At 71.9% G+C, this 23639-nt stretch carries 19 protein-coding genes and 1 tRNA gene; 13 read left to right on the top strand and 7 right to left on the bottom strand.

Translation table 11 applies throughout. From position 1 onward, the window contains the following. Positions 1–304 precede the first annotated feature (304 nt). Positions 305–1429, top strand: a complete 1125-nt coding sequence (locus tag OO63_RS22735) for a PLL family lectin (protein ID WP_030362174.1) — start codon at positions 305–307, stop codon at positions 1427–1429. 398 nt (positions 1430–1827) lie between these two features. Here the strand turns inward: OO63_RS22735 and phoU are convergent, their stop codons facing one another. Continuing rightward, positions 1828–2508: a phosphate signaling complex protein PhoU gene (gene phoU, locus OO63_RS22730; RefSeq protein ID WP_030362173.1), complete on the bottom strand. Its 681-nt coding sequence runs from the start codon at positions 2506–2508 to the stop codon at positions 1828–1830. A gap of 349 nt (positions 2509–2857) precedes the next feature. On the opposite strand from phoU, the gene phoR reads away from it, so the two are divergent. Both phoR and phoP read left to right on the top strand, forming a co-directional pair. Next, on the top strand, positions 2858–4168 hold the full coding sequence (gene phoR / locus OO63_RS22725; protein ID WP_030362172.1) for a two-component system sensor histidine kinase PhoR: 1311 nt from the start codon (positions 2858–2860) through the stop codon (positions 4166–4168). Next, complete coding sequence (phoP, locus tag OO63_RS22720) at positions 4165–4845, top strand: two-component system response regulator PhoP (protein WP_030362171.1); 681 nt, start codon at positions 4165–4167, stop codon at positions 4843–4845. Before phoR ends, phoP begins: the two co-directional genes overlap by 4 nt. 86 nt (positions 4846–4931) lie before the next feature. Here phoP and OO63_RS22715 read toward each other — a convergent pair whose 3' ends face one another. Then, positions 4932–5669 (bottom strand): copper chaperone PCu(A)C domain-containing protein, encoded by a 738-nt coding sequence (locus tag OO63_RS22715; RefSeq protein ID WP_030362170.1) that lies wholly within the window; start codon positions 5667–5669, stop codon positions 4932–4934. 776 nt (positions 5670–6445) lie between these two features. Here OO63_RS22715 and OO63_RS22710 point away from each other — a divergent pair. The 7 genes from OO63_RS22710 (at position 6446) to OO63_RS22680 (ending at position 13647) form a co-directional block, all read left to right on the top strand. After that, positions 6446–6928 (top strand): CarD family transcriptional regulator, encoded by a 483-nt coding sequence (locus tag OO63_RS22710; protein WP_003953493.1) that lies wholly within the window; start codon positions 6446–6448, stop codon positions 6926–6928. Between the two features lie 408 nt (positions 6929–7336). Beyond that, positions 7337–8137: a 2-C-methyl-D-erythritol 4-phosphate cytidylyltransferase gene (gene ispD / locus OO63_RS22705; RefSeq protein WP_030362169.1), complete on the top strand. Its 801-nt coding sequence runs from the start codon at positions 7337–7339 to the stop codon at positions 8135–8137. Beyond that, positions 8127–8720, top strand: a complete 594-nt coding sequence (ispF, locus tag OO63_RS22700; RefSeq protein ID WP_234311377.1) for a 2-C-methyl-D-erythritol 2,4-cyclodiphosphate synthase — start codon at positions 8127–8129, stop codon at positions 8718–8720. The genes ispD and ispF overlap by 11 nt, the downstream gene beginning before the upstream one ends. Positions 8721–8814: 94 nt before the next feature. Next, positions 8815–9219 (top strand): PPOX class F420-dependent oxidoreductase, encoded by a 405-nt coding sequence (locus tag OO63_RS22695; RefSeq protein WP_030362167.1) that lies wholly within the window; start codon positions 8815–8817, stop codon positions 9217–9219. A gap of 89 nt (positions 9220–9308) precedes the next feature. After that, positions 9309–10712: a cysteine--tRNA ligase gene (gene cysS / locus OO63_RS22690; protein ID WP_030362166.1), complete on the top strand. Its 1404-nt coding sequence runs from the start codon at positions 9309–9311 to the stop codon at positions 10710–10712. 125 nt (positions 10713–10837) lie between these two features. Continuing rightward, positions 10838–11779, top strand: coding sequence for a 23S rRNA (guanosine(2251)-2'-O)-methyltransferase RlmB (gene rlmB / locus OO63_RS22685; protein ID WP_030362165.1), 942 nt, complete (start codon positions 10838–10840; stop codon positions 11777–11779). 128 nt (positions 11780–11907) lie between these two features. Next, positions 11908–13647, top strand: a complete 1740-nt coding sequence (locus OO63_RS22680; protein ID WP_234311376.1) for a DoxX family protein — start codon at positions 11908–11910, stop codon at positions 13645–13647. Between the two features lie 125 nt (positions 13648–13772). On the opposite strand, the gene OO63_RS22675 is transcribed toward OO63_RS22680, so the two are convergent. The 3 genes from OO63_RS22675 to OO63_RS22665 form a co-directional block, all read right to left on the bottom strand. Continuing rightward, a complete protein-coding gene (locus OO63_RS22675) occupies positions 13773–14507 on the bottom strand; it encodes a nucleotidyltransferase family protein (RefSeq protein WP_030362163.1) in 735 nt (244 codons plus the stop codon). 125 nt (positions 14508–14632) lie between these two features. Continuing rightward, positions 14633–15091, bottom strand: a complete 459-nt coding sequence (locus OO63_RS22670) for a hypothetical protein (protein ID WP_030362162.1) — start codon at positions 15089–15091, stop codon at positions 14633–14635. Between the two features lie 267 nt (positions 15092–15358). Beyond that, positions 15359–16495, bottom strand: a complete 1137-nt coding sequence (locus tag OO63_RS22665) for an ABC transporter ATP-binding protein (protein ID WP_030362161.1) — start codon at positions 16493–16495, stop codon at positions 15359–15361. Positions 16496–16703: 208 nt separating this feature from the next. Here OO63_RS22665 and OO63_RS22660 point away from each other — a divergent pair. Beyond that, positions 16704–16777, top strand: a tRNA-Thr gene (locus OO63_RS22660). Between the two features lie 63 nt (positions 16778–16840). Here OO63_RS22660 and OO63_RS22655 read toward each other — a convergent pair. Both OO63_RS22655 and OO63_RS22650 read right to left on the bottom strand, forming a co-directional pair. Beyond that, positions 16841–20095, bottom strand: a complete 3255-nt coding sequence (locus OO63_RS22655; RefSeq protein WP_030362160.1) for a hypothetical protein — start codon at positions 20093–20095, stop codon at positions 16841–16843. A gap of 116 nt (positions 20096–20211) precedes the next feature. Then, positions 20212–21612, bottom strand: a complete 1401-nt coding sequence (locus OO63_RS22650) for an NAD(P)/FAD-dependent oxidoreductase (RefSeq protein ID WP_030362159.1) — start codon at positions 21610–21612, stop codon at positions 20212–20214. A 91-nt stretch (positions 21613–21703) separates the two neighbouring features. Between OO63_RS22650 and OO63_RS22645 the strand changes: the two genes are divergently transcribed. Next, complete coding sequence (locus OO63_RS22645) at positions 21704–22582, top strand: DsbA family protein (RefSeq protein WP_030362158.1); 879 nt, start codon at positions 21704–21706, stop codon at positions 22580–22582. Between the two features lie 124 nt (positions 22583–22706). Further along, positions 22707–23609 carry an aminoglycoside phosphotransferase family protein gene (locus tag OO63_RS22640; RefSeq protein ID WP_030362157.1) on the top strand — a complete coding sequence of 301 codons (903 nt, stop codon included), beginning with the start codon at positions 22707–22709 and terminating at the stop codon, positions 23607–23609. Positions 23610–23639 lie beyond the last annotated feature (30 nt).

Genomic DNA, 23639 nt, shown 5'->3' with positions numbered 1-23639 from the left:
AAGAAGAAGTAGCCCTCCCGATCATGCCCCTGGGCTGCGCACACGGCGCGGCTCGGGGGCATTTTCATGGTCTGGGCCCTGCTTGTCCGGATCGGCCCCACGGAGCATCGCCTTCCGTGTCGCGGTGGTGACAGGCGGTGGGTCGCACTGCCAGAGTCTTGGCGCGCAGCACCTTTGCGGGATTCCGGCCGGACCCGTCCCTGTTGTTCCCCGGTGCCTGCCTTCCGCGGTGCCGGGCTCCCGGAGCACGACTCAGCATGCCCCGTCGGCGTGGTGCCGGGACCGGGGCAGGGAGGGAAGCTCGATGGGTTCATGGCAGTGGAACGACCAGCAGAGGCCCACCAGCACGGTCGGTGTCAGGGCCACCATGGGCGCGGTCACCATGAAGGACGACCCGCAGGCCGTGCAGCGGCCGTACGTCTTCGTGCGCGGTCTGGACTCCAAGCTCCATGTGAACTGGTGGGACGGCAAGGCATGGCACTGGAGCGACCAGGGCACACCCGGCGGGCGCCGCGTCATCGAGAAGGTCGGCGCCGTCACGGTTCAGGACAATCCGACCGCGGCACAACGGCCGTACGCGTTCGTCATCACCGACGACTCGAAGCTGTACGTGAACTGGTGGGACGGCTCCAAGTGGCAGTGGAGCGAGCAGGGCGCACCCGACAACCGCCTGATCCGCGAAGGCGTCGGAGTCGTCAGCGTCCAGAACGACGCGAACGCGGCACAGCGCCCGTACGCCTTCGTGATCACCGATGACTTCCGGCTGTGGGTCAACTGGTGGGACGGGTCGAAGTGGCACTGGAGCGACCAGGGGACCCCGCCGAGCCGCATCGTCTCGCGCCCCCTCGGGGTCACCACCATGCGGGACAACCCGAACGCCTTCACCCGCCCGTACGCCTTCGTCATCACCGACGACTCCCGGGTCTGGGTCAACTGGTGGGACGGCTCCAAGTGGCACTGGAGCGACCAGGGGGCCCCGTCGGGACAGCCGGTGAAGAAGGGGGCCGGCGTCGTCAGCGTCCAGAACGACCCGAACGCGGCGGAGCGGCCGTACGCCTTCGTCCAGGGGTACGACTCGAAGCTGTACGTGAACTGGTGGGACGGCTCCAAGTGGAACTGGGCGGCCCAGGGCGCGCCCAGCGGACGGCTCGTCCTCGACTCCGTCGGCGCCGTCACCATGAAGGACACCCCCGGTGCCTTCACCCGCCCCTACGTCTTCGTCATCGGCGACGACTCGAAGCTGTACGTGAACTGGTGGGACGGCACCAAGTGGAACTGGGCGGCCCAGGGCACCCCCGCCGGCCGCGTCGTCGAACGCCCCGGTGAAGCCCTCACCGTCCAGGACAACCCCAACGCGACGCAGCGCCCCTACGCGTTCGTCATCACCGACGACTCCGACCTCGGCGTCAATTGGTGGTCGCTGCCGTAAGGCACGGCCCTCAGGCGGGCTCTGGACGGACGCGGGGCCCGCCACCCGGCGTGCGACCCGGGGGCGCGTGGCAGGGGGCGGACGGCGGGCGGCAGCGTGAGGTGAACAGCCGCGCGCGCGTGCGCCGTTGACGCGCCCCGCCGCCCCGGGCGTGCAATGGAGGGGCAGGCAGTACGTCTTCGCAGTACGCCTTCGAGGTTCGAGGAGGAGACACATGGCCGAGTCCCCCAAGACCGACACCTGTGCCGACGGTTGTCAGTGCGGTCCTGGCTGTAGCTGTGGCTGCCAGTCCGGCGGCCCGTGCCAGTGCGGCGGCGGTTGCGGCTGACGCAGCGCGACAACGCTAGAAGGGGTGGGCGCGCACGTCCGGCGCCCACCCCGGTGCCCGCGGGCAGGAGCTACGCGCCCTCGACCGGCGTCGAGCCCGGCTGGATCTCGTCCGCGTGCTCACCCGTCACCAGGTACACGACGCGCTTGGCGACGGACACCGCGTGGTCCGCGAAGCGCTCGTAGTACCGGCCGAGGAGCGTCACGTCGACGGCGGTCTCGATGCCGTGCTTCCAGCGGTCGTCCATCAGGTGCTGGAACAGCGTGCGGTGCAGCAGGTCCATCTCGTCGTCGTCCTGCTCCAGCTGCAGCGCCAGATCGACGTCCTTGGTGATGATGACCTCCGCCGCCTTCGCCATCAGGCGCTGCGCGAGCTGGCCCATCTCCAGGATCGTCGCGTGCAGGTCGCGCGGCACCGCCGACTCCGGGTAGCGCAGCCGGGCCAGCTTGGCCACGTGCTGGGCCAGGTCGCCGGAGCGCTCCAGGTCGGCGCTCATCCGCAGCGAGGTGACGACGATCCGCAGGTCCGTGGCGACCGGCTGCTGCCGGGCCAGCAGGGCTATCGCGCGGGCCTCCAGCTCGTGCTGCAGGTCGTCGACCTTCTGATCGGCGGCGATCACGCTCTCGGCCAGCTTCAGATCGGCGTCGAGCATGGCCGTGGTGGCGCGCCCGATCGCCGACCCGACAAGGCGGGCCATTTCGACCAGGCCCTCGCCGATCGAGTCAAGTTCCTCGTGGTACGCGTCACGCATGTGGCTGTCCCTCTCTCGTACGTCACAGGGGCTCACCCCCACGCTCCCACGGTGGCGGGCCGACGCGTCCGTTTAAGTCATCTCAAATGAATCACCCCTGTCGCCAAGGTGAACTATGGGCGACGGAGTCCCGGCGCCCGCCCGATGCGCCACACTGCACCAGGGACCCCGCGAGGCGACCCGCGCTCCACGCCCGGATCGCGTGCCGCACACCGGAACCGGCCGGTCCGACGGGTCGTCCCGCCGAAATGAACCACTGCCGTCCCCACAGTGAACTCTGAGCGACGAGTGTTCGAGTGGCCACCCGGATGGCTGTGGCCGGTACTCCGACCGCGCATAACCTGGAGGCATGGACGTGAACGCGGCGGTCGCCGCAGCGGCAGCGATCGCCGGGGTGTGCACCGGCGTCATCGCCATGCTGGCGTTTCGCTGGAGCGAACGCGACCAGAAGAGGCCCACTCGGACATCCCTGCACACGGACGCGGTCCTGCCCCCCGGCGTCGACACGGTCCTCTCCGTGCTGCGCTCCTCCGCGGTCGTCCTGGACGAGGCGGACAGCGTCGTCAAGGCGAGCTCCGCGGCGTACGCCCTCGGACTGGTGCGCGGCGGGAAGCTCGCCGTCGAGCCGATGCTGCAGATGGCCAGGGACACCCGGCGCGACGGCGAGATACGACAGGTCGAGCTGGACCTGCCGCGCCGGGGCACGGGCCGGGGGGACGCGCTCGCGGTCTCCGCGCGGGTGGCGCCCCTGGGCTCCCGCCTGGTCCTGCTGCTCGTCGAGGACCTCACGGAGGCCCGCCGCATCGAGGCGGTCCGCCGCGACTTCGTGGCGAACGTCAGCCACGAGCTCAAGACGCCGGTGGGGGCGCTCTCGCTGCTCTCCGAGGCCGTCATGGACGCCGCCGACGACCCCGAGGCCGTCGAGCGCTTCGCGGGCCGGATGCAGAACGAGGCGACCCGCCTGACCAACCTCGTGCAGGAGCTCATCGACCTCTCCCGGGTGCAGAACGACGACCCCCTCGAGGACGCCGAGCCGGTGCGCGTCGACGAGCTGGTGGCCGAGGCCATCGACCGCTGCCGGCACCAGGCGGGCACCAAGCAGATCACCATGGCCGCGACCGTCGGGAGCGCCGCGGCGCCCACCGCCGAGACCGGCACCGGCCGGACGGCGGTCTCCGACCTGCACGTCTGGGGCAACCGCGGCCAGCTCGCCGCGGCTCTCGGCAACCTCGTCGAGAACGCCGTGAACTACTCCCCGGCCCGCACCCGGGTCGGCATAGCGGCGCGGCGGGTCACCGCGCCGGGCGGCGACCACATCGAGGTCGCGGTCACCGACCAGGGCATCGGGATCTCCGACAAGGACAAGGAGCGCATCTTCGAGCGCTTCTACCGCGTCGACCCGGCCCGCTCCCGCGCCACCGGCGGCACCGGCCTCGGTCTCGCCATCGTCAAGCACGTGGCCGCCTCGCACGGCGGGGAGGTCACCGTGTGGAGCTCGGAGGGACAGGGCTCCACCTTCACCCTGCGCCTGCCCGAGGCGGGCGCGACGCGCGACCGCGGCACCGGCCACGGCCTGCCGAACGGCGCGCACCAGGGCGCCAGGCCCGACGACACAACCGCATACGAACCCATTCCTGCCGCCCCGGAGGTCCTTCCGTGACCCGAGTGCTCGTCGTCGAGGACGAGGAATCCTTCAGCGACGCCCTGTCGTACATGCTCCGCAAGGAGGGCTTCGAGGTCGCGATCGCGGCCACCGGACCCGACGGACTCGACGAATTCGAGCGCAACGGCGCCGACCTCGTCCTGCTCGACCTGATGCTGCCGGGCCTGCCCGGCACCGAGGTCTGCCGTCAGCTGCGCAGCCGCTCGAACGTGCCGGTGATCATGGTCACCGCCAAGGACAGCGAGATCGACAAGGTCGTCGGCCTGGAAATAGGAGCCGACGACTATGTGACCAAGCCCTTCTCGTCGCGGGAGCTCGTCGCCCGCATCCGCGCGGTGCTGCGCCGCCGCGGCGAGCCCGAGGAGGTCGCCCCGCAGGCCCTGGAGGCGGGCCCGGTCCGCATGGACGTCGACCGCCACGTGGTCACCGTCTCCGGCTCCAAGGTCGACCTGCCCCTGAAGGAGTTCGACCTCCTGGAGATGCTGCTGCGCAACGCGGGCCGCGTACTGACCCGCATGCAGCTCATCGACCGGGTCTGGGGCGCCGACTACGTGGGCGACACCAAGACCCTCGACGTGCACGTCAAGCGCCTGCGCGCCAAGATCGAGCCGGACCCGGGCGCGCCGCGCTACCTGGTGACGGTGCGTGGCCTGGGCTACAAGTTCGAGCCGTAGACAGCACCCACGGACGTACGGACGCACGGACGTACGCGGAAGGGCCGGAACCCCTGGGGGGTCCGGCCCTTTGGCGTACGTCCTCGTCAGTGCTGCGCGGTGCCCTCGTCGTGCCCGGCCTCGCCGGACGGCGTGGTGCCCGCGCCCTGAGCGCCCTCGGAGCCCTCAGCGCCGTTCTCGGCGTCCCCGGACGGCGTGCCCGACGGGTTGCCCGACGGCGTCCCCGAGGGCTTGCCCGACGGCTTCCCGGACGGCTTGCCGGAGGCGTCGCCCGAGGGCTTGGCGTCCGGGGCCTTCGGGAGCTCGGTCGGGCCCCACTTCTTGAAGTAGCTCTCGGCGGGCACGACGAACGTCTTCAGCTTGACGTCGCCGGTCTTGCTGAAGGCGAAGGTGACCGGCTGCGCGTTGCCGTCCTCGACGGACTCGCGGCTGCTGGGCAGGACCGCGGCGGCGTTGTCCTTGCCGCCGATGGTGATCGAGCCGCCGGCCGGGACGGTCAGGCCCTTGCCCTTCTTCTCGCCCTTGGCGGGGCTCAGCTCGGCCGTCTTGCCGGTGCCGTCGACCTTCACCGATTCGAGGGTCTGGGCGGTACGGCCGTTGTTGAAGATCGTCGCGGCGATCACGGCGGGGCCCGTCGACTCGCGGTCGGGCTGCGTGATGATCATGGCGTTCTGGATCTTGATGTCGCCGACGGCGGTCGCCGCGTTGTCCGGCTTGATCTCGATCGTCTGGGCGTTGTTTCCTGCACCGCAGGCGGTGAGCGTGGCGAGCGAGAACGCGAGGGCGGTGGCGGCGATGGCGCCGCGTCGAAGGCTGCGGCTCACGGCGGCGGCAACTCCTAAACGTGGGCGGTACGGAGGGGGCGGGCGGCCTTGACGCCGTCCTGGCGGGCGACCGTAAAGCCGCCCTAAGGGTGTGTCAGCGGGCTTAGGTTACCGAGCCGTTCCCGTGCCGCCGCACCCGACCCGCCCCTCAGAGCCGCGAGCCTCCCGGCGTCCCCGTCCGCCACTCTCGCCGCGCCCCTCCCCAGCGGCACATCGGGGCCTCCCGCGACCTCCTGTGCCCCACCCGTTCCATGGCCCGTTCCGTATTCGTAAATCCATGGCCGGGGGCGTTCCGGCGATTTTCCGATAAGGAAATGCGGAGGGGGCCGGGAAATTGATCAGTGGATGGCGCACGGGACGTGCCGCCGGGTGGATCGGAGCGCGGTTCGGGCGCACCGGCGCTCGCGCTTCTTGATCAATTCCGGATTCACGCCGGACCTGTCTCCGGGGTCGTCGCGAAGTGATCCGAACGCGTCGGCCGCATCGTCTCGGACATGTCACCGCGTGCCGAACGGAGTAGCGGAAGTTCACCTACGGGAACCGCGCAAACCGGGACGTTCGTCCCCTTGCGGCACTCTCCAGGGGCGCGTAACGGGGGCGTTTCACCGTCCCCGGACAGCCGCTCCCACCTGCGAATACCCCCTTCCGCAGCCCCCGCGCAGCACGTTCCTGTTGCTGTTGTCAAGCCCCGAGATATGCCCTGACCTGCGAAAACGCCATTCAGAAGACGCCGTATCCGTGTTACCCTGGATAGCCACGGAAGGGGTACCTGTCACATGACGTTCAAGGTTGGCGACACCGTGGTCTATCCCCATCACGGGGCCGCGCTGATCGAGGCCATCGAAACTCGCCAGATCAAAGGCGTGGACAAGACCTACTTGGTGCTGAAGGTCGCCCAGGGCGACTTGACGGTACGTGTGCCAGCGGACAATGCGGAGTTCGTCGGTGTGCGTGATGTGGTCGGCCAGGACGGCCTCGACCGGGTCTTCGAAGTACTGCGCGCGCCGTACGCAGAAGAGCCCACGAACTGGTCGCGTCGTTACAAGGCAAATCTCGAGAAGCTTGCCTCCGGCGATGTCATCAAGGTCGCGGAAGTCGTCCGTGACCTGTGGCGTCGGGAGCGCGAGCGCGGACTGTCCGCCGGTGAGAAGCGCATGCTCGCCAAGGCCCGCCAGATCCTGGTGAGCGAGCTGGCCCTCGCGGAGAACACGAACGAGGACAAGGCCGAGGCCCTCCTCGACGAGGTCCTCGCGTCCTGAGGTCCTGACCGGCGCAGCGCAGCGCCACACCACCTGGCGTGCGTCCCAGGGCAAACACACAGCGCACATATTGCCGCGGTGCCCGCCGACTCCTGAAAGGTGTTGCCGGGCACTGCGGCATGTCCGTACTCCGCGGCACGTTCATACCCCACAGGGCATGCTCGTACCCGAAAGCGGGCAGCATCCGGCCCCGGGAGCGCGTGCGCGTACCCCGGTCTTCACCGCCGGTTCGCGTGTACGGAAAGATCCCCCGGTACTTTGGCGTGCCGGGCTCGGGCAGCTGGCTCGACCAGATGTCACGGAAGGGTCCGGTCAAGGCGTCGCGCCCGGCACTCCCCCCAACCTACGGTCGGGGGTACCCCCAGGCCATACCCATGTCGGCCGAGCACACAAACCTGAACGGAACCGATGTCTGACGCATCTTCTGCGGCGGGCCTGCCCGGCCCCGCCGAGACCGCCCAGTCCGAGTCCGCCCCGACCCCCCGCCCCCGCACCGCCGCCGTCATCCCCGCGGCGGGCCGCGGCGTCCGGCTCGGCCCCGGCGCCCCCAAGGCCCTGCGCGCCCTGAACGGCACGCCCATGCTCATCCACGCCGTGCGTGCGATGGCCGCCTCCCGCGCCGTCTCGCTCGTCGTGGTCGTGGCCCCGCCGGACGGCGCCCCCGAGGTCAAGACCCTCCTTGCCGACCACGCCCTGCCCGAGCGGACCGACTTCCTCGTCGTGCCCGGCGGCGCCACCCGCCAGGAGTCCGTGAAGCTCGGCCTCGACGCCCTGCCGCCCGGCATCGACATCGTCCTCGTGCACGACGCGGCCCGCCCCTTGGTCCCCGTCGACACCGTCGACGGCGTCATCGAGGCCGTCCGCGACGGGGCGCCCGCCGTCGTCCCCGCTCTGCCGGTCGCCGACACCGTGAAGGAGGTCGAGCCGGGACCGCCCGGCGCGTCCGAGCCGGTCCTCGCCACCCCCGAGCGCGCCCGCCTCAGGGCCGTGCAGACGCCGCAGGGTTTCGACCGCGCCACGCTCGTGCGCGCCCACGAGGCCGTCGTCGTCGGCGAGGGCGCCACGGACTGCGCGGGGCTCGTGGAGCGGCTCGGCGAGCCGGTCGTGCTCGTGGCAGGCCACGAGGAGGCGTTCAAGGTGACCCGGCCCCTCGACCTCGTCCTCGCCGAGGCCGTACTCGCCCGCAGGAGGGCCAACGATGGTTTCTGAGCAGCCGCAGCCGGGGGCGCAGGCCAAGCCCGGGACACCGCCGCAGCCGGGGGCGCAGCCCGAGCTCGGGACACCGCCGCAGCCGGGGGCGCCCACCTCCCCGTACCCCCTGCCCCAGGTAGGCATCGGCACCGACATTCACGCCTTCGAAGAAGGCCGCGAGCTGTGGTGCGCCGGGCTGAAGTGGGAGGGGGAGGGCCCCGGGCTCGCCGGGCACTCCGACGCGGACGTCGTCGCGCACGCCGCGTGCAACGCGCTGTTCTCCGCCGCGGGCCTCGGTGACCTCGGCGCCCACTTCGGCACCGGGCGGCCCGAGTGGGCCGGGGCGTCGGGGCTCACCCTCCTCACGGAGGCCGCGCGGATCGTCCGGGAGGCCGGTTTCACCGTCGGCAACGTCGCCGTGCAGGTGATCGGCCCCCGCCCGAAGATCGGCAAGCGGCGCGAGGAGGCCCAGAAGGTGCTCTCGGACGCGGTCGGGGCCCCGGTCTCCGTCTCCGGCGCCACCACGGACGGCCTCGGCTTCCCCGGCCGCGACGAGGGCCTCATGGGCATCGCGACGGCACTGGTCGTCCGTACGGGCTGAGCGGGGCCGAAACCCGCCCCGCCCCGTGGTGCGGCGACCCGCGATCGGGTAGGGCTACGACTCGTCAAGCGATCAACCGCCGAGGAGCGAAGCCATGTCCGAACAGCTTTCCGACGACCTCAAGTCCCAGCTCGACCTCCCGGTCTTCATCACCGTCGCCACCATCCAGCCCGACGGCAGCCCTCAGCTCTCACCGGTCTGGGTGAAGCGCGACGGCGACGACGTCATCTTCTCCACGACCGTCGGGCGGCAGAAGGAGAAGAACCTGCGCCGCGACCCGCGCGTGACGGTGCTGCTCCAGCCCTTCGACGCCCCGTACACCTACGCGGAGATCCGGGGCACCGCGGAGATGACCACCGAGGGCGGCCAGGAGCTGATCGACGAGCTGTCGCTGAAGTACACGGGCCTGAAGTACGCCGAGTTCAACCCGAAGGCCGGCCAGGACGCGCAGCGCGTGGTCGTCCGCGTCACGGCGCGCAAGGTCGTCGGCCGGATCTGAGCGGCCGCGGGACAGCCGTTCATCACAGTTGTGTGCCCTGTCGCCCCTAGGGGCGCGGGGCACTGCCCGACGGCCACTACCCTGGTGTGGTGACGATTCGCCTGTACGACACCAGCGCCCGGCAGATCCGTGACTTCCAGCCCCTGACCCCGGGCTGTGTCTCGATCTACCTGTGTGGCGCCACGGTGCAGGCCGCCCCGCACATCGGACACATCCGGTCGGGTCTCAACTTCGACATCATGCGCCGCTGGTTCGCGTACCGCGGCTACGACGTGACGTTCATCCGCAACGTCACGGACATCGACGACAAGATCATCAAGAAGTCGGCCGAGCAGGGCCGCCCCTGGTGGTCCATCGGCTACGAGAACGAGCGCGCCTTCAACAGCGGCTACGACGCCCTCGGCTGCCTGCCGCCCACGTACGAGCCGCGCGCCACCGGCCACATCACCGAGATGATCGAGATGATGCGCGGCCTGATCGAGCGCGGGCACGCCTACGAGGCCGACGGGAACGTCTACTTCGACGTGCGGTCGCACGAGGGCTATCTGGAGCTGTCCAACCAGGAACTGGACAACCTCCTGCAGCCCGAGGGCGAAGGCGAGACCGGGAAGCGCGACCCGCGCGACTTCGCCATGTGGAAGTCCGCCAAGCCGGGGGAGCCCAGCTGGGAGACCCCCTGGGGCCGCGGCCGTCCCGGCTGGCACCTGGAGTGCTCGGCCATGGCCCACAAGTACCTGGGCACCGAGTTCGACATCCACGGCGGCGGCATCGACCTGATCTTCCCGCACCACGAGAACGAGATCGCCCAGGCCAAGGCCTTCGGCGACGCCTTCGCGCGGTACTGGGTGCACAACGGCTGGGTCACCATGAGCGGCGAGAAGATGTCGAAGTCCCTCGGGAACTCGGTGCTCGTCTCCGAGATGGTGAAGAACTGGCGCCCCATCGTCCTGCGCTACTACCTGGGCACCCCGCACTACCGCTCGATGATCGAGTACAGCGAGGAGGCCCTGCGCGAGGCCGAGTCCGCGTTCGCGCGCGTCGAGGGCTTCGTGCAGCGCGTGGTGGAGAAGGCCGGGGGCGTCGTCGAGCCCGCCGCCGAGGTGCCGCCCGCGTTCGCCGAGGCGATGGACGACGACCTGGGCGTCCCGCAGGCCCTGGCGATCATCCACACCACGGTCCGCCAGGGCAACTCCGCGCTCGCCGCCGACGACAAGGAAGCCGCGATCGCCCGCCTCGCCGAGGTGCGCGCCATGCTCGGCGTCCTCGGCCTCGACCCGCTCGACCCGCACTGGGCGGGCGGCGACGGCGACAGCGGCGAGGACCTCCACGGCGTGGTCGACAGCCTCGTACGCCTCGTACTGGAACAGCGCGAGGCCGCCCGCGGCCGCAAGGACTGGGCCACCGCCGACGCCATCCGCGACCAGCTCGGCCAGTCGGGCCTCGTCATCGAGGACAGCCCGTCAGGACCCCGCTGGACGCTCGGTCCGCGCTAGCGCGGACCACACGCTGATGTGCCGCCCGGAGGCTCGGGCGGCACACTGCATATACGACGACTTCAGATGCGTCCGCGCGCAAGCAGCGCGGATACGCAGCCACGCTCCACACAGACAGGTAGGTCATGGCCGCTAACAACCGCCGCATGTCCGGCAAGAAGGGCGCGCAGATCGGCAGCGGCGGAAAGCGACGCCGTGCCCTGGAGGGCAAGGGCCCCACGCCGCCCGCCGAGATGCGTAAGGGGCACGTCAAGCAGCGCGCCGCCAACGCCAAGGCCCGCCGCGCCACCGGCAAGCAGGCGCCGCGCGGCCGGGGCGGCAAGTCGGCGTCCGAGCTGGTCGTCGGCCGCAACCCCGTCTACGAGGCGCTGCGCGAGGGCGTGCCCGCCACCACGCTGTACGTCCAGCAGTTCATCGACAACGACGAGCGCGTCCGCGAGGCGCTCCAGCTCGCCGGTGAGCGCGGCGACATCCACCTGATGGAGGCCCCGCGCCCCGAGCTGGACCGGATGACCAACGGCCTCAACCACCAGGGCCTCGTGCTCCAGGTCCCGCCGTACGAGTACGCGCACCCCGAGGACCTGGTCGCGGCCGCCCACGACGACGGCGAGGACCCGCTGATCGTCGCCCTGGACGGCGTCACCGACCCGCGCAACCTCGGCGCGGTCGTCCGCTCCGTCTCCGCCTTCGGCGGGCACGGCGTCGTGGTGCCCGAGCGCCGGGCCGCCGGGATGACGGCCGGCGCCTGGAAGACGTCGGCGGGCACCGCCGCGCGCACGCCGGTCGCGCGCGCCACCAACCTCACGCGCGCCCTGGAGGCGTACAAGAAGGCGGGCATCGCCGTGGTCGGCCTCGCCGCCGACGGCGAGCACGAGATCGGCGACCTGCAGGCCCTGGAGGGCCCGGTCGTCATCGTCGTGGGCAGCGAGGGCAAGGGCCTGTCCCGGCTCGTCGGCGAGACCTGCGACTTCCGGGTGCGGATCCCGATGCCCGGCGGCGCGGAGTCGCTGAACGCCGGTGTGGCCGCGGGCGTCGTGCTGTACGAGGCGTCGCGCCGACGCGGCTGAGGGCGGGCGGGGCGGGCCCCGCCGACCCCGTCGAGCCGTCCGTGCCCCGCCGGGTCACGGCTGCTTGACGGGGTCCGGACATTTGCCGTGGGTCAAGGCAGTGTCCAAACCACACATCACTCGGTTAGATGAGTGTGGACACCAGAACACCCCGCACACCCACGGGGGGACGCTCGTCAGGGTTCGACGACACTCCCGCGCTGAGCATGGTGAAGGTGCCCTGCGACCCGGCGCAGGTCATCGTCAATCACGCGAGCTTCCGCGTGCAGCTCCGGACCTCCGGGCGGACCCAATCGCCGCGTATCGCACGCGACTTGAACACCACGGACGACACCGTGCGGATCCCCGCCGCCGGGGCCGCGCCGGCCCGCAGGCGCGCCCCCGTCGTGTGGAGCGGCAAGTCCGCGCCGGGCGACCTCGACGCGAGCGGACTGCTTCAGGCCGTACGCGCGAGCGGTGTGCGCCGTTCGGCCGAAGGGGGCGGCCGCGACACCTTCGACGACGGCGGCTCCACCCAGGTCATCCCGCGCGTCGACCTCGACGATCCGTACGCCGACCCGGCCGAGACCGCGGCCTTCACCCCGCCCCGCGACCCGGCCGAGACCGCCGCCTTCACGCCGCCCCGCGACCCCCGCGACGGCACCCGGCTGCTCCCGCAGATGCGGCTGCCCGGCAGCGCCGACGACGAGCACCACGAGGCCGAGGCCGCGCGGTACGCCGACGACGGCTATGACGGGGACGGCGGGGACGACCGTGACCAGGCCACCGGACGCCGGGGCGGCGCGGGCACGGCGGGCGCGCAGCGGCACGCCTACTTCCCCGGCCGCCGCCTGAACCTGGGCGTCGTGCTGCTCCCGCTGCGCGTCTTCCTCGGCTTCATCTCGATCTACGCCGGCATGGGCAAGCTCTGCGACCCCGTCTACTTCGACGGCGGCGAGCGCGGCTCCATGGTCAAGTGGCTGAACTCGCTGCACCCGTGGGCGCTCGCCGAGCCGCTGCGGGACTGGGCGCTCCAGCACCCCGTGGGCGCCGGTCTCGTCATCGCCTTCCTTCAGGTCATCGTCGGCGTGCTGACCGTGCTCGGCCTCTGGCAGCGGCTCGCCGCCTCCATCGGGGTGCTGCTCTCCGCGGCGCTCCTGGTGACGGTGAGCTGGAAGACCGTCCCGGCGTACGACGCGCCCGACATCATCTATCTGGCCGCCTGGTCGCCGCTGATCATCGCGGGCGCGCCCGTCTACTCCGTCGACGGCCGCCTGGCCAACGAGGCCTGGCGCACGCTCGGGCCACGCGCGGAGCTGTGGGAGCTGCGGCGCCGGGTGCTGCGGCGTGGGGCGCTCATCGGGACCGTCGTCGTGGGCCTCACGCTGCTCGTCGGCTCGCTGCTCGGCGGCGCGGTGCGGGACGCGGACCGCGTCACCGTGCCCGGCCCCGGCGAGGCCCCGCGCAACGAACTGCCCGGCACCCCGCTGCCGGGCGAATCCGACGGCGAACGCCAGCTGCGCCGCGACAAGCAGAGCCCGTCGGCGACCGCCGACGGCGCGCCCACGCAGGGCAGTTCGGCCAGCCCCACGCGGGGCGCCGACGGCACCCCGGGCGCGGCCCCCGAGACCGGCGGCGCGAGCCAGGGCCGGCCGACCGCCACGCAGGGCACCGGCGGCCAGGCGCCGTCGTCACAGCAGCAGGCGCCCACCGAGGAGCAGCCGCCCGCGGCGAGCAGCGGCCCGGCCGCCACCAGCGGCGGCACCACGGGCGGCGCCGACACCGGCTCCGGCGGCACCACGGGCGGCGGCTCCGGCGGCTCCACCGGCGGTGGCGGCACCACGGGCGGCGGCGCGAAGCCGGGCCTGCTCGGCGGTGTCCTCGGCTGAGGCGCCCGGCGCGCCCCCGGCCGGGGGCGCTCGCCTCCGGTACGTCCCCGGTACGTCGATGGGGCCCCGCACACAGCACGTGTGCGGGGCCCCATCGGCGTTCGCCCGGGCGACTCGGGGCGCGGTCAGCCCCTCTGGGCCGCCAGCTCCTTGGCCGCCTCGGTGAGGTCCTTGGCGGTGTCGATGGCGCGCCAGTACGCGCCCTGCGGCAGCGGGAAACCGGCCAGGCGCTTCTCCCGGGCCAGGCGCGGGAACGTGGTCCGCTCGTGGTCGCCGCGGTCGGGCAGCAGGCCGGTGAAGGCCGCCGAGAAGACGTACACGCCCGCGTTGATGAGGTACGGCGACGGCGGGGCCTCGATGAAGTCCGTGATGTGGCCGAAGGCGTCCGTCTCCACGGCGCCCCACGGGATGCGGGGGCGGGCCAGGGCGAGGGTGGCGGTGGCGTCGCGCTCGGCGTGGAAGGCGGCCATGTCGCGCAGCGAGAAGCGGGTCCAGATGTCGCCGTTGGTCGCGTACCAGGGCCGGTCGGTGTGCGGCAGGTGCGCGGCGGCGTACTTGAGGCCGCCGCCGCGGCCGAGCGGCTCCTTCTCGACGACCGTGGTGACCTTCAGCGGCAGGTCCGCGGACTCCAGCCACTCCTGGAGCACCTCGGCGAGGTGGCCGCAGGAGACGACCGCGTCCGTGACGCCCTCGGCGGCGAGCCAGGCCAGCTGGTGGCCGATGATCGGGGTCCCCGTGCCGGGGATCTCGACCATGGGCTTGGGCCGGTCGTCGGTGTACGGGCGAAGGCGTGAGCCCTGGCCGCCGGCCAGGACGACGGCCTGCGTGGGCCGTGCGGGGTGGTGGGCACCGGTGGTCATGACGGAACCCTACGCGGCGTACCGCGCAGGGTTCGGTGCCGCCTCGGCCCCTGAGAGGCCCCTACCGGCCCTTAACGGGGCCGTGTGGGGCCGCGTGAGGCCGCGTGAGGCCGCCGGGGTGGCGCTCAGCCGTTCTGGTGCGCGGCGACGCCCGTGGCGAAGGACGTGTCGCAGACCGGGCGTGCGTAGGACTGGGCGCGGGTCGGGCCGTACGCGCGGACGGCGGCGCGGCCGAGTGCGCGGGCGATGGACACGCAGTGCTTGGCGAGCGAGGGGTGCCGGTCGACCTCCTGCTGCAGCTGCGTGAGGGCGACGCCGGGGTTCTTCTCCTGGAGTTCGAGGAGGAGCCGGTGGCGCAGGACGTCCTGCGGGGCACGGGACTTGGCCGGTACGGACAGGTCGCCCGCCGACGCGGTGAGGACCGAGTCCGAGGAACTGCCGGACCAGTTGACCCGGGTGACCGCGAGCGTGCCGGACAGCACCAGGACGACGGGCAGGACGAGGGCGAGCGTGCGCCCGATGCGGCGGCCGGGGCCGCGGTGGCCCCGGCGCGACTTCTGGGTGTGGTTGGCGGAGTGCGTCACGCGAGTGAGAGTAGCGGTAGGTGATGATTTGGCGACATTTAGTCACCCGGTCGAGCTACGGGGCTCGGTGTCTTTCTGCTTGCGTGTTGACGCACAAGGATCGAAATGACCGATGTGCCGGGGTATTTGTCGACAACCTCTGACGGGGGTGGGGGCGGAGGGTGTGCGGCGGACGGCGGCCGGGTACGGCGAGGGGCCGGCGCGCGGACCGGCTACGGCGAAGGGCCCCGCACCGGAGTGCGGGGCCCTTCGCCGAGTGGATGGCGGTCAGTCGCTGAGCCGCTCGCCCGTCGACGTCGAGAAGACGTGGGTCTCGCCCGGCCGGGGCACGACGTGCAACTGGGCGCCCTTGTCCGGCACCTGGCGGCCGTTCACGCGGACCACGAGGTCCTTCTGCTCGCCGCCGACCTCGGCGGTGCCGTAGACGTACCCGTCGGCGCCGAGCTCCTCGACGACGTTCACGGACACGGCGAGGCCGGCCGGGGCGTCCGCGGTCTCCTTGGAGAGGGTCTTCGCGGCGCCGCCGTTCTGCTCGACGATGTCGAAGTGCTCCGGGCGGACGCCGACGGTGACCGTGCGGTCGCCCTTGTCGGCGGCGGCGGACAGCGCCTCGCGGTTCACCGGGACCACGGAGTTGCCGAACTTCACGCCGCCGTCGGTGATCGGGACCTCGACGAGGTTCATCGCAGGGGAGCCGATGAAGCCCGCGACGAAGAGGTTCGCCGGGCGGTCGTACATGTTGCGCGGCGAGTCCACCTGCTGGAGGAGCCCGTCCTTGAGCACCGCCACGCGGTCGCCCATCGTCATGGCCTCGACCTGGTCGTGCGTGACGTACACCGTGGTGATGCCGAGGCGGCGCTGGAGCGAGGCGATCTGCGTACGCGTCGACACACGCAGCTTGGCGTCGAGGTTGGACAGCGGCTCGTCCATGAGGAAGACCTGCGGCTCACGGACGATGGCGCGGCCCATCGCGACGCGCTGGCGCTGACCGCCGGAGAGGGCCTTGGGCTTGCGGTCCAGGTACTCCGTGAGGTCGAGGATCTTCGCGGCCTCCTCGACCTTCTGCCGGATGGTGGCCTTGTCGACGCCCGCGATCTTCAGGGCGAAGCCCATGTTCGCGGCGACCGACATGTGCGGGTACAGCGCGTAGTTCTGGAACACCATGGCGATGTCCCGGTCCTTCGGCGGCAGGTGCGTGACGTCGCGCTCACCGATGCGGATGGCGCCGGCGTTCACGTCCTCCAGGCCCGCGAGCATGCGCAGGGACGTGGACTTGCCGCAGCCGGACGGGCCGACCAGGACGAGGAACTCGCCGTCCTCGATCTCGATCTCGAGAGAGTCGACGGCGGGCTTGGTGGAACCCGGGTAGATCCGGGTCGCCTTGTCGAACGAAACAGTGGCCATGGTGAGGGCCCCCTTCACCGGCAGGAACGTGCCGGACGATCCGAGTAAAGGATGGGTCTAGTCCACGTGGGTGAACTGTCCGTGACGCTACCCCGCAGGTCGTTGGTCTGTCAGTAGCCGGAAGGTCACGACCTTCGCGGAAATTTTCGAGACGGCCCCCGGACGTGTCGGACCCGTTGGTTACACTGCACGGGCACGTCTGTGCACTGCCTCCTTAGCTCAGCTGGTCAGAGCGCCGCTCTTGTAAAGCGAAGGTCGTCGGTTCGAATCCGACAGGGGGCTCCGAGAACGGCGAAGGCCCCGGCACCGATGAGGTGCCGGGGCCTTCGTGTGCCTCTCCCGCGGCTAGCGGGCGACCGCCTTCGTCGCCTTGCTCGTCGCCGTTCCTTCGCGGTGGCCGGTGCGGTGCGCCGTCACCTTGACCGTGATCTTCTTGCCGCGCTGGGCGGACTTCAGGGTCAGCGAGGACTTGGTCGCGCCGCTGATCGCCGTTCCGTTCGCGTACCACCGGTAGGAGTACGAGCCCGGGGCGGGCGACCAGGTGCCCTTCGCGGCCTTGAGGACCTTGCCGACGCGGGCGGTGCCGGTGATCGCCGGGGCCTTCGTGGCCTTGGGTGCGGTGCCCTTGGCGACCTTGACCGGCGCGGAGGTCGCGGCGGCGCCCGGGAAGCCGGGCTTTCGCGCGGTGACGGTGACGGTGAGCTTCTTGCCCAGGTGCGCGGCCGGGATCTTGTACGTCGACGCCGTGGCGCCCGCGATCGCCGTGCCGTTCGCCTGCCACTGGTAGCCGTACGAGGAGGGCGCGCCCGTCCAGGTCCCGGTGGTCGCGGTGACCTTGGAGCCGACGGCGGCCGTGCCCGTCAGCTTGGGGGCGGTGGTGTTGCGCGGCTCCGGTTCGGTGACGGTGAAGGTGCCGCGGGAGAACTCCGTGCCGCCGGTGTGGACGCTCATGCTCCAGGTCCCCGCGGGGACGTCCGTCAGGTCGAGCGTCGCCTTCAGGGTGCGGTGGTCGGCCGACACCGAGGTCGTCTTCGCGGTGAGCTTCCTGCCCGGCTGGGAGAGGCGGACCGTGAAGTCGGGGTGGAGGGCGGTGCCCGTCACCGTGAGGGTGTGCTCGGTGCCGCTCGCGGCGGTCATGGGGGTCACGTCGGTGACGGTGACCTTCTCGCCGCCGCAGGGGCCGCGCGTGCACTTCATCGTGGCGCGGTACGAGGTGCTCGACGCCTTCTCCGGGAGGCCGAGGAGGAGGACGGAGGGCTTGCGCGGCGTCGAGGAGGATGAGGGGGATTCCGTCACGCCGCAGTCGTAGCCCTCGCCGTCGTCGCTCGAGAACCAGCTGCAGCCGTTCTTCCACTCGCTGTTGTAGAGCGCGGGGACGGCCGTGTGCGTGGCTCCGGAGGTGTCGGTGATCTCGGACTCGAAGTGGTCGCCGCCGACGGTGGGCAGGACCGCGCACACCGCCGTACGGGACTCGTCGAGCCTGCCGGTGACCGGGCCGTACCCGTAGGCGACGGACGGGACCTTGGCGCACTCGGGCGCGGGGCCCCCGGCCGTCGCGACGCGCAGGGCGTCGAGGCGGTACTCGGGCGCCGCCTTGCGGTTCGACGGTACTTGGACGAGCACCTGATGGGTGGTGCTGCCGGTGACGGCGCAGGCGCTGTTGCGGTTGGAACACTTCGACTCGTCGCCGCCGAGGACGGTGACGTTGGCGGTGCCCAGGGCGTCCCGCACGTCGACGTGCAGGACGTCCGTGGCCTCCGGGGTGGTGACCTGGTGGCAGCGCAGGGTGCCGGGGGCGCCGTACGTGCCCTTCACGGAGGGGCCGCCGACCTTGGCGGCCGAGGTCTTCGCGCAGCCCGCGGCCGAGGCTGTCGACGTCACGTCGCGTCGCGTCAGGGTGTAGTCGGCGGCCTGGTCGCGGCCGGTGACCAGGACGGTGTGCGCCTTGCCGGGCGTCAGCGCACAGAGCGTCCAGCCGTGGGTGGTGGCGTAGCGGTCGCAGACGGGCTTGCCCGAGGAGTCGAGCACCGAGAACTTGGCGGGCACGTCGCCGGAGGTGTTGACGAGCTGCAGCACCTCGGCTGACGTGTGGTCGTCCGCCGGGATCGTCAGGCAGCGCGAGAACGTGCCGTCACCCGTGGCGAACGTGGCCTTGGCGCCGTCGGCCGCGAAGCTGCCCGCGGGCAGGACGGGACAGTCGCCCGCCGCGTCCGTGCGGTGCAGGGCGACCGCGTACGGGCCGGTGCGGGGGCTGCCGTCGGCGTGTACGAGCGCGCGGTAGGGCGCGTCACCGGTGAGCGCGCAGGTGCCCGCGGCGAGCTTCTCCGCGTCGCACTGCTCTGCTCCGGTGCTGTCGACGACCTCCACGTCGGCGTCGACCCCGGAGCCGCCGAGCGGGGTGAGGGCCGCGACCGTCGCACCCTTGGGCGCGGTGAGCCGCAGGCAGTCGTACTGTCCGGGCGTGCTGAACCTGCCCCGGTGGAGGCCGGGTTCGGCCTGCACGCAGCCGCTGTCGGAGGCCCGGTCGAGGACGACCAGGTCGCTCGGGGAGTGGAAGGGGTACTCGTCGCCGAGGACGGCCGTGTAGGTGCCCGCGGAGGGCAGTCGGCAGGGCTCCGTGGTGGTGCGGCAGACGGTCTTGCCGGAGCGGTCGTGCACGCGGACGGGCGTGCGGTCGCCGCCTTCGTCCTTGGCGACGGGGTCGACCAGATACCGGCCCGCCCTGTCCGTGGTGACCGTGAAGCAGGGCGTCGTGGTGAAGTCCTGCGCGGTCAGCGGGCCGTACGGCCGGACCGGCGTGGACGGGCACCCCTGGGGGTCGTTGAGCCGCCGGACGTCGACCGCGTACTGGGCGGGGAAACCGCGCCCCGCCTCGGTGACGTGGGACAGGACGCGGTAGGGGCCCGTGCCGGGCAGGACGCAGCTGTCCTCGCCGTCCTCGGGGGCGCGCGGGCAGATCCGGGCGCCGGTGGCGTCGGTGATCCAGGCGAGGGTGTCGCCGTAGACCTTGGTGCCGTGGGTGAGCCGTATGCGGTCACCGGGTTCGGCGTCGAAGGGCTGGCAGTCGACCTGCACACGGCCGGAGGACTGCCGGGAGACGGTCGGCTGGTCCCAGCCGGTGCCGGTGGACGCGGCACAGCCTCGGGTACCGCCGAGGGGCACGACGGTGAGGGCCGTCCTCGCGTCCTCGAAGCCGTTGTTGACGACCTTCACGGTGTAGGTGCCCGCCGCGGGCAGGTCGCAGACGCGGCCGGCGCAGTCGATCCGGGTGCCGCCGTCGTACAGCTGCGTGTACGCCTCGTTGCTGCTGTCGTCGAGCGTTATCTGGTGCAGACCGGCCTCGGTCGCGGAGAAGGTGAAGCAGGTGGTCGCGTCGGGCGCGACCACTGCTCTGCCGACCGCGTCGCCCGGGTCGCCGAACGGGGCGAGGGCCAGCGGCGCGCACTCCGGCGCGGGTTCGGCGGCCCGCGCGGTCGCCGTCGGCAGCACCGCCGGGACGCACAGGGACAGCAGCGCGGTCAGGGCGAGGAGCAGGGCGAAGGGCGCCCTGGGTCTCGCCGCGCCGGCAACGGGTCTCGCAGAGGTGTGTGGTTGTGGCATGAAGCCCCCCCGGGCCGAACGAATAAGAACGAGTGATCGTGACACATGGGTGTGACGGTCACTCCGGGGGACTGTCGATCTCAGTGGCTGATCTCAGTGGCGGTCAGGCCACCCGCTCAGTGCCGCCCGGCCACCCGCTCCGCCAGCCGTGCGAGACGGGACGACGACGCGCTGTGGGAGCTGTCCTCACGGCGGTCCGCCGCCCGGAACGTGGCGTACATGCCGTGCACGCCCAGCCACCGCAGCGGCTCCGGTTCCCACTTGCGCACGCGGTGGTTCACCCAGGGCAGGGCGGTCAGGTCGGTCGCGCCCGCCTGGCCCGAGTCGCGCTGGACGAGGTCGCGCAGGGTGCGCGCGGCGAGGTTGGCGGTGGCGACGCCGGAGCCGACGTAGCCGCCCGCCCAGCCGAGGCCGGTGGCGCGGTCCAGGGTGACCGTGGCGCACCAGTCGCGGGGCACGCCGAGGACGCCCGACCAGGCGTGGTCGATCCGGACGCCGGTGAGCTGCGGGAAGAAGCGGACCAGGATCTCGCGCAGGGCGTCGACGGTGGCCGGCTGCGTACGGCCGTCGTTGTCCGTCCTGGAGCCGAAGTGGTACGGCACGCCCCGGCCGCCGAGGGCGATGCGGTCGTCGGCGGTCCGCTGCGCGTACATGTACGCGTGCGCCATGTCGCCGAGCGTCTCGCGGCCCGCCCAGCCGATGGTCTCCCAGACGTCGGCGGGCAGCGGGGCGGTGGCGATCATCGAGGAGTTCATCGGCAGCCAGGTGCGGCGCTGGCCCTTGAGGGAGGCCGTGAAGCCCTCCGTGCAGCGCAGGACGTAGGGCGCGCGGACCGTGCCGTACGGGGTGACCGCGTGCTTCGGCTTGATCTCCGTGACCGGCGTCGACTCGTGGATGGTGACGCCGAGCGCCTCGACGGCCGCCGCGAGGCCCTTCACCAGCTTCACCGGGTGCAGCCGGGCGCCGTGCGGAGTCCAGGACGAGCCGACGGCCCCGGCCACCCGGATCCGCTCGGCGGTCTCGCGGGCGCCGTGCAGCGTCCGGTCGTTCTCCCCGTACGCGAGTTCCGCCTCGTGGAAGGCGCGCAGGCGGGCCAGTTGGGCGGGCGTGTAGGCGACTTCGAGGACGCCGCCGTGGTGGACGTCGGCGTCGATCTTCTCCTCGGCGGCGACGCGGATCACCTCGTCGACGGTGGCGTTCATGGCCTGCTGGAGGCGGACGGCGGCGTCGTGGCCGTGCAGGCGGGCGTAGCGGTCGCGGCCCGCGATGCCGTTGTAGAGCCAGCCGCCGTTGCGGCCCGACGCCCCGTAGCCGCAGAACCGCTGCTCCAGGACCGTGACGCGCAGGAAGGGCGCGGCCTTCTTCAGGTAGTACGCCGTCCACAGGCCCGTGTAGCCGCCGCCGACCACGCACACGTCGGCCGTCGTGTCACCGGTGAGGGGTTCGCGGGCCGTGGGCAGGCCGTCGTCCGCGTACCAGAAGGAGATGCCGCCGTTCACGGTGTTCGTGCTGCTCATGGGGCGGGACGTTACTGGTCGCGTGAGCCGCTGGGCAGGGGTCGGATAGATTTTCGGGACACTCGTACCGACGTTTTCTGGAGGGCTGTTCATGGCCGTACGGGCCGTACGCAAGGCTGGGCGCGTGGCCGCCTCGGTGACCGCCGTCGCGCTGCTCGGTGCCGCCGTCACCGCGTGCGACTCCGACGACGGCGGGGACGACTGGATGGGGGCGGGCAAGAAGTCGCCGTCCGCGTCGGCCTCTTCGTCGGACTCGGCCTCGGGCGGTGAGTCATCGGGCGGTCCTTCCGACGGGCCGTCCTCCTCGTCGTCGCAGGACTCCCAGGACTCCCAGGACTCGCAGGACTCGCAGGACTCCCAGGAGACCGTCCCGGAGGCCAAGGTTCCGCCCGTCTCCGTCGAGCGGCTCGCCAAGGTGCCCACGGCCGTGAAGGGCGGCGTGATCACCGTCGGCAAGCCCGGTGCCGAGCACACCGTGAAGGTGTACGAGGACCCGCGCTGCCCGTTCTGCAAGAAGTTCGAGGAGGGCGGCGCGCAGGCCCTCGTGGGGCCGCTGGTCGACGGTGACGTGAAGGTCGAGTACACGATCGCCTCCTTCCTGGACCGGAACCTCGGCGGCAGCGGCTCGGTGAACGCCGCGAACGCCCTGCGGGCCGCCGTGGAGGCGGGCAAGTTCCCGCAGTTCCACTCCGCCGTCTTCGTCAACCAGCCCGAGGAGAGCGAGGACGCGTTCACGCCCGCCTTCCTCCTGAAGATCGCCGACAAGGTGGGTCTGCGCGACGCGGCCTTCCAGAAGGCGGTCACCAACGGCACGTACAAGAGCTGGGTCGCCACCGCGATGGACGCCTTCACGGACGACGGGGTCACGGGGACGCCGACGGTCGTCGTGGACGGCGAGAAGGCGGCGAGCGACGCGCTGTACACGGAGGCGGGATTCCGGAAGGTGCTGAAGGACGCGGGGATCTCCTGAGGCGGCCGGGGCCGGAATGCGGTGTGGCTCCGTGACCTGAGGTGGCCGGGCCGGATTGCGGTGTGGCTCCGTGTCCGGAATAAATCGCATGTGGTGATTCCGGCGCGTCGGTAGTGTCGCCCGTGTGATCGACATCAAGGTCCCTGACGAACTGATCGAGTCCCAGTACGAGTACGCGGGCGAGGCGGGCCGTGCCTTCATCGCCGCCCTGCCCGCACGGGTCGCGGAGTTCGTCGACCGCTGGGAGCTGAAGGTCGTCGGCGAGTCCATGTACGGCATGGCGGCGCTCGTGCTGCCCGTGCGCCGGGCCGACGGCAGCGACGCCGTGGTGAAGTTCCAGGTCCTCGACGAGGAGACGGAGGGCGAGCCGGTCGCGCTCCGCGTCTGGAACGGCGACGGCGCCGTGCGGCTGCTCGACCACGACGACGCCACCGGCACCATGCTGCTCGAACGCGCCCGCGACGGCCAGGAGCTGTCCGAGTACGCCGAGAAGGGCCCCGCCGAGACCCGCAAGGCCGTCGTCGTCCTCGCCGAACTCCTCGCCCACCTCACCTCCGTGCCCGCCCCGCCCGGCATGCGCACCCTCGGCGACATCGCGGGCCAGATGCTGGCGGACACCCCGGCCGCGCTCAAGGCCCTCCGCGACCCGGGCGAGCGCGCCCTGATCGCGCGCTGCGCGGACGCCGTGCGCGAGGTCGTGGGCGAGCCCGGCGACCGGATGCTGCACTGGGACCTGCACTTCGACAACGTCCTCGCCTCCGACCGCGAGCCGTGGCTCGCCATCGACCCCAAGCCCCTCGCCGGCGACCCCGGGTTCGACCTGTGGCCCGCCCTCGACAACCTCTTCGAGGCGGACGAGGTGTGCTGGCGGTTCGACGCCATGACGGAGATCCTCGGCCTGGACCGGGAGCGGGCCAGGGCGTGGACGATGGGGCGCGTGCTGCAGAACGCCCTCTGGGACATCGAGGACGGGCGTCCGCTGGCGGCGGATCATCTGGAGGTGGCGCGGCGGCTGTTGGGGCGCTGACGCACGGCTGTGGGGGGCGCTGAGGTCGGC

The organism is Streptomyces alboflavus (assembly GCF_000716675.1).
Taxonomy (GTDB): Bacteria; Actinomycetota; Actinomycetes; order Streptomycetales; family Streptomycetaceae; genus Streptomyces; species Streptomyces alboflavus.
This window is presented reverse-complemented; position numbering and strand designations above follow the sequence as displayed.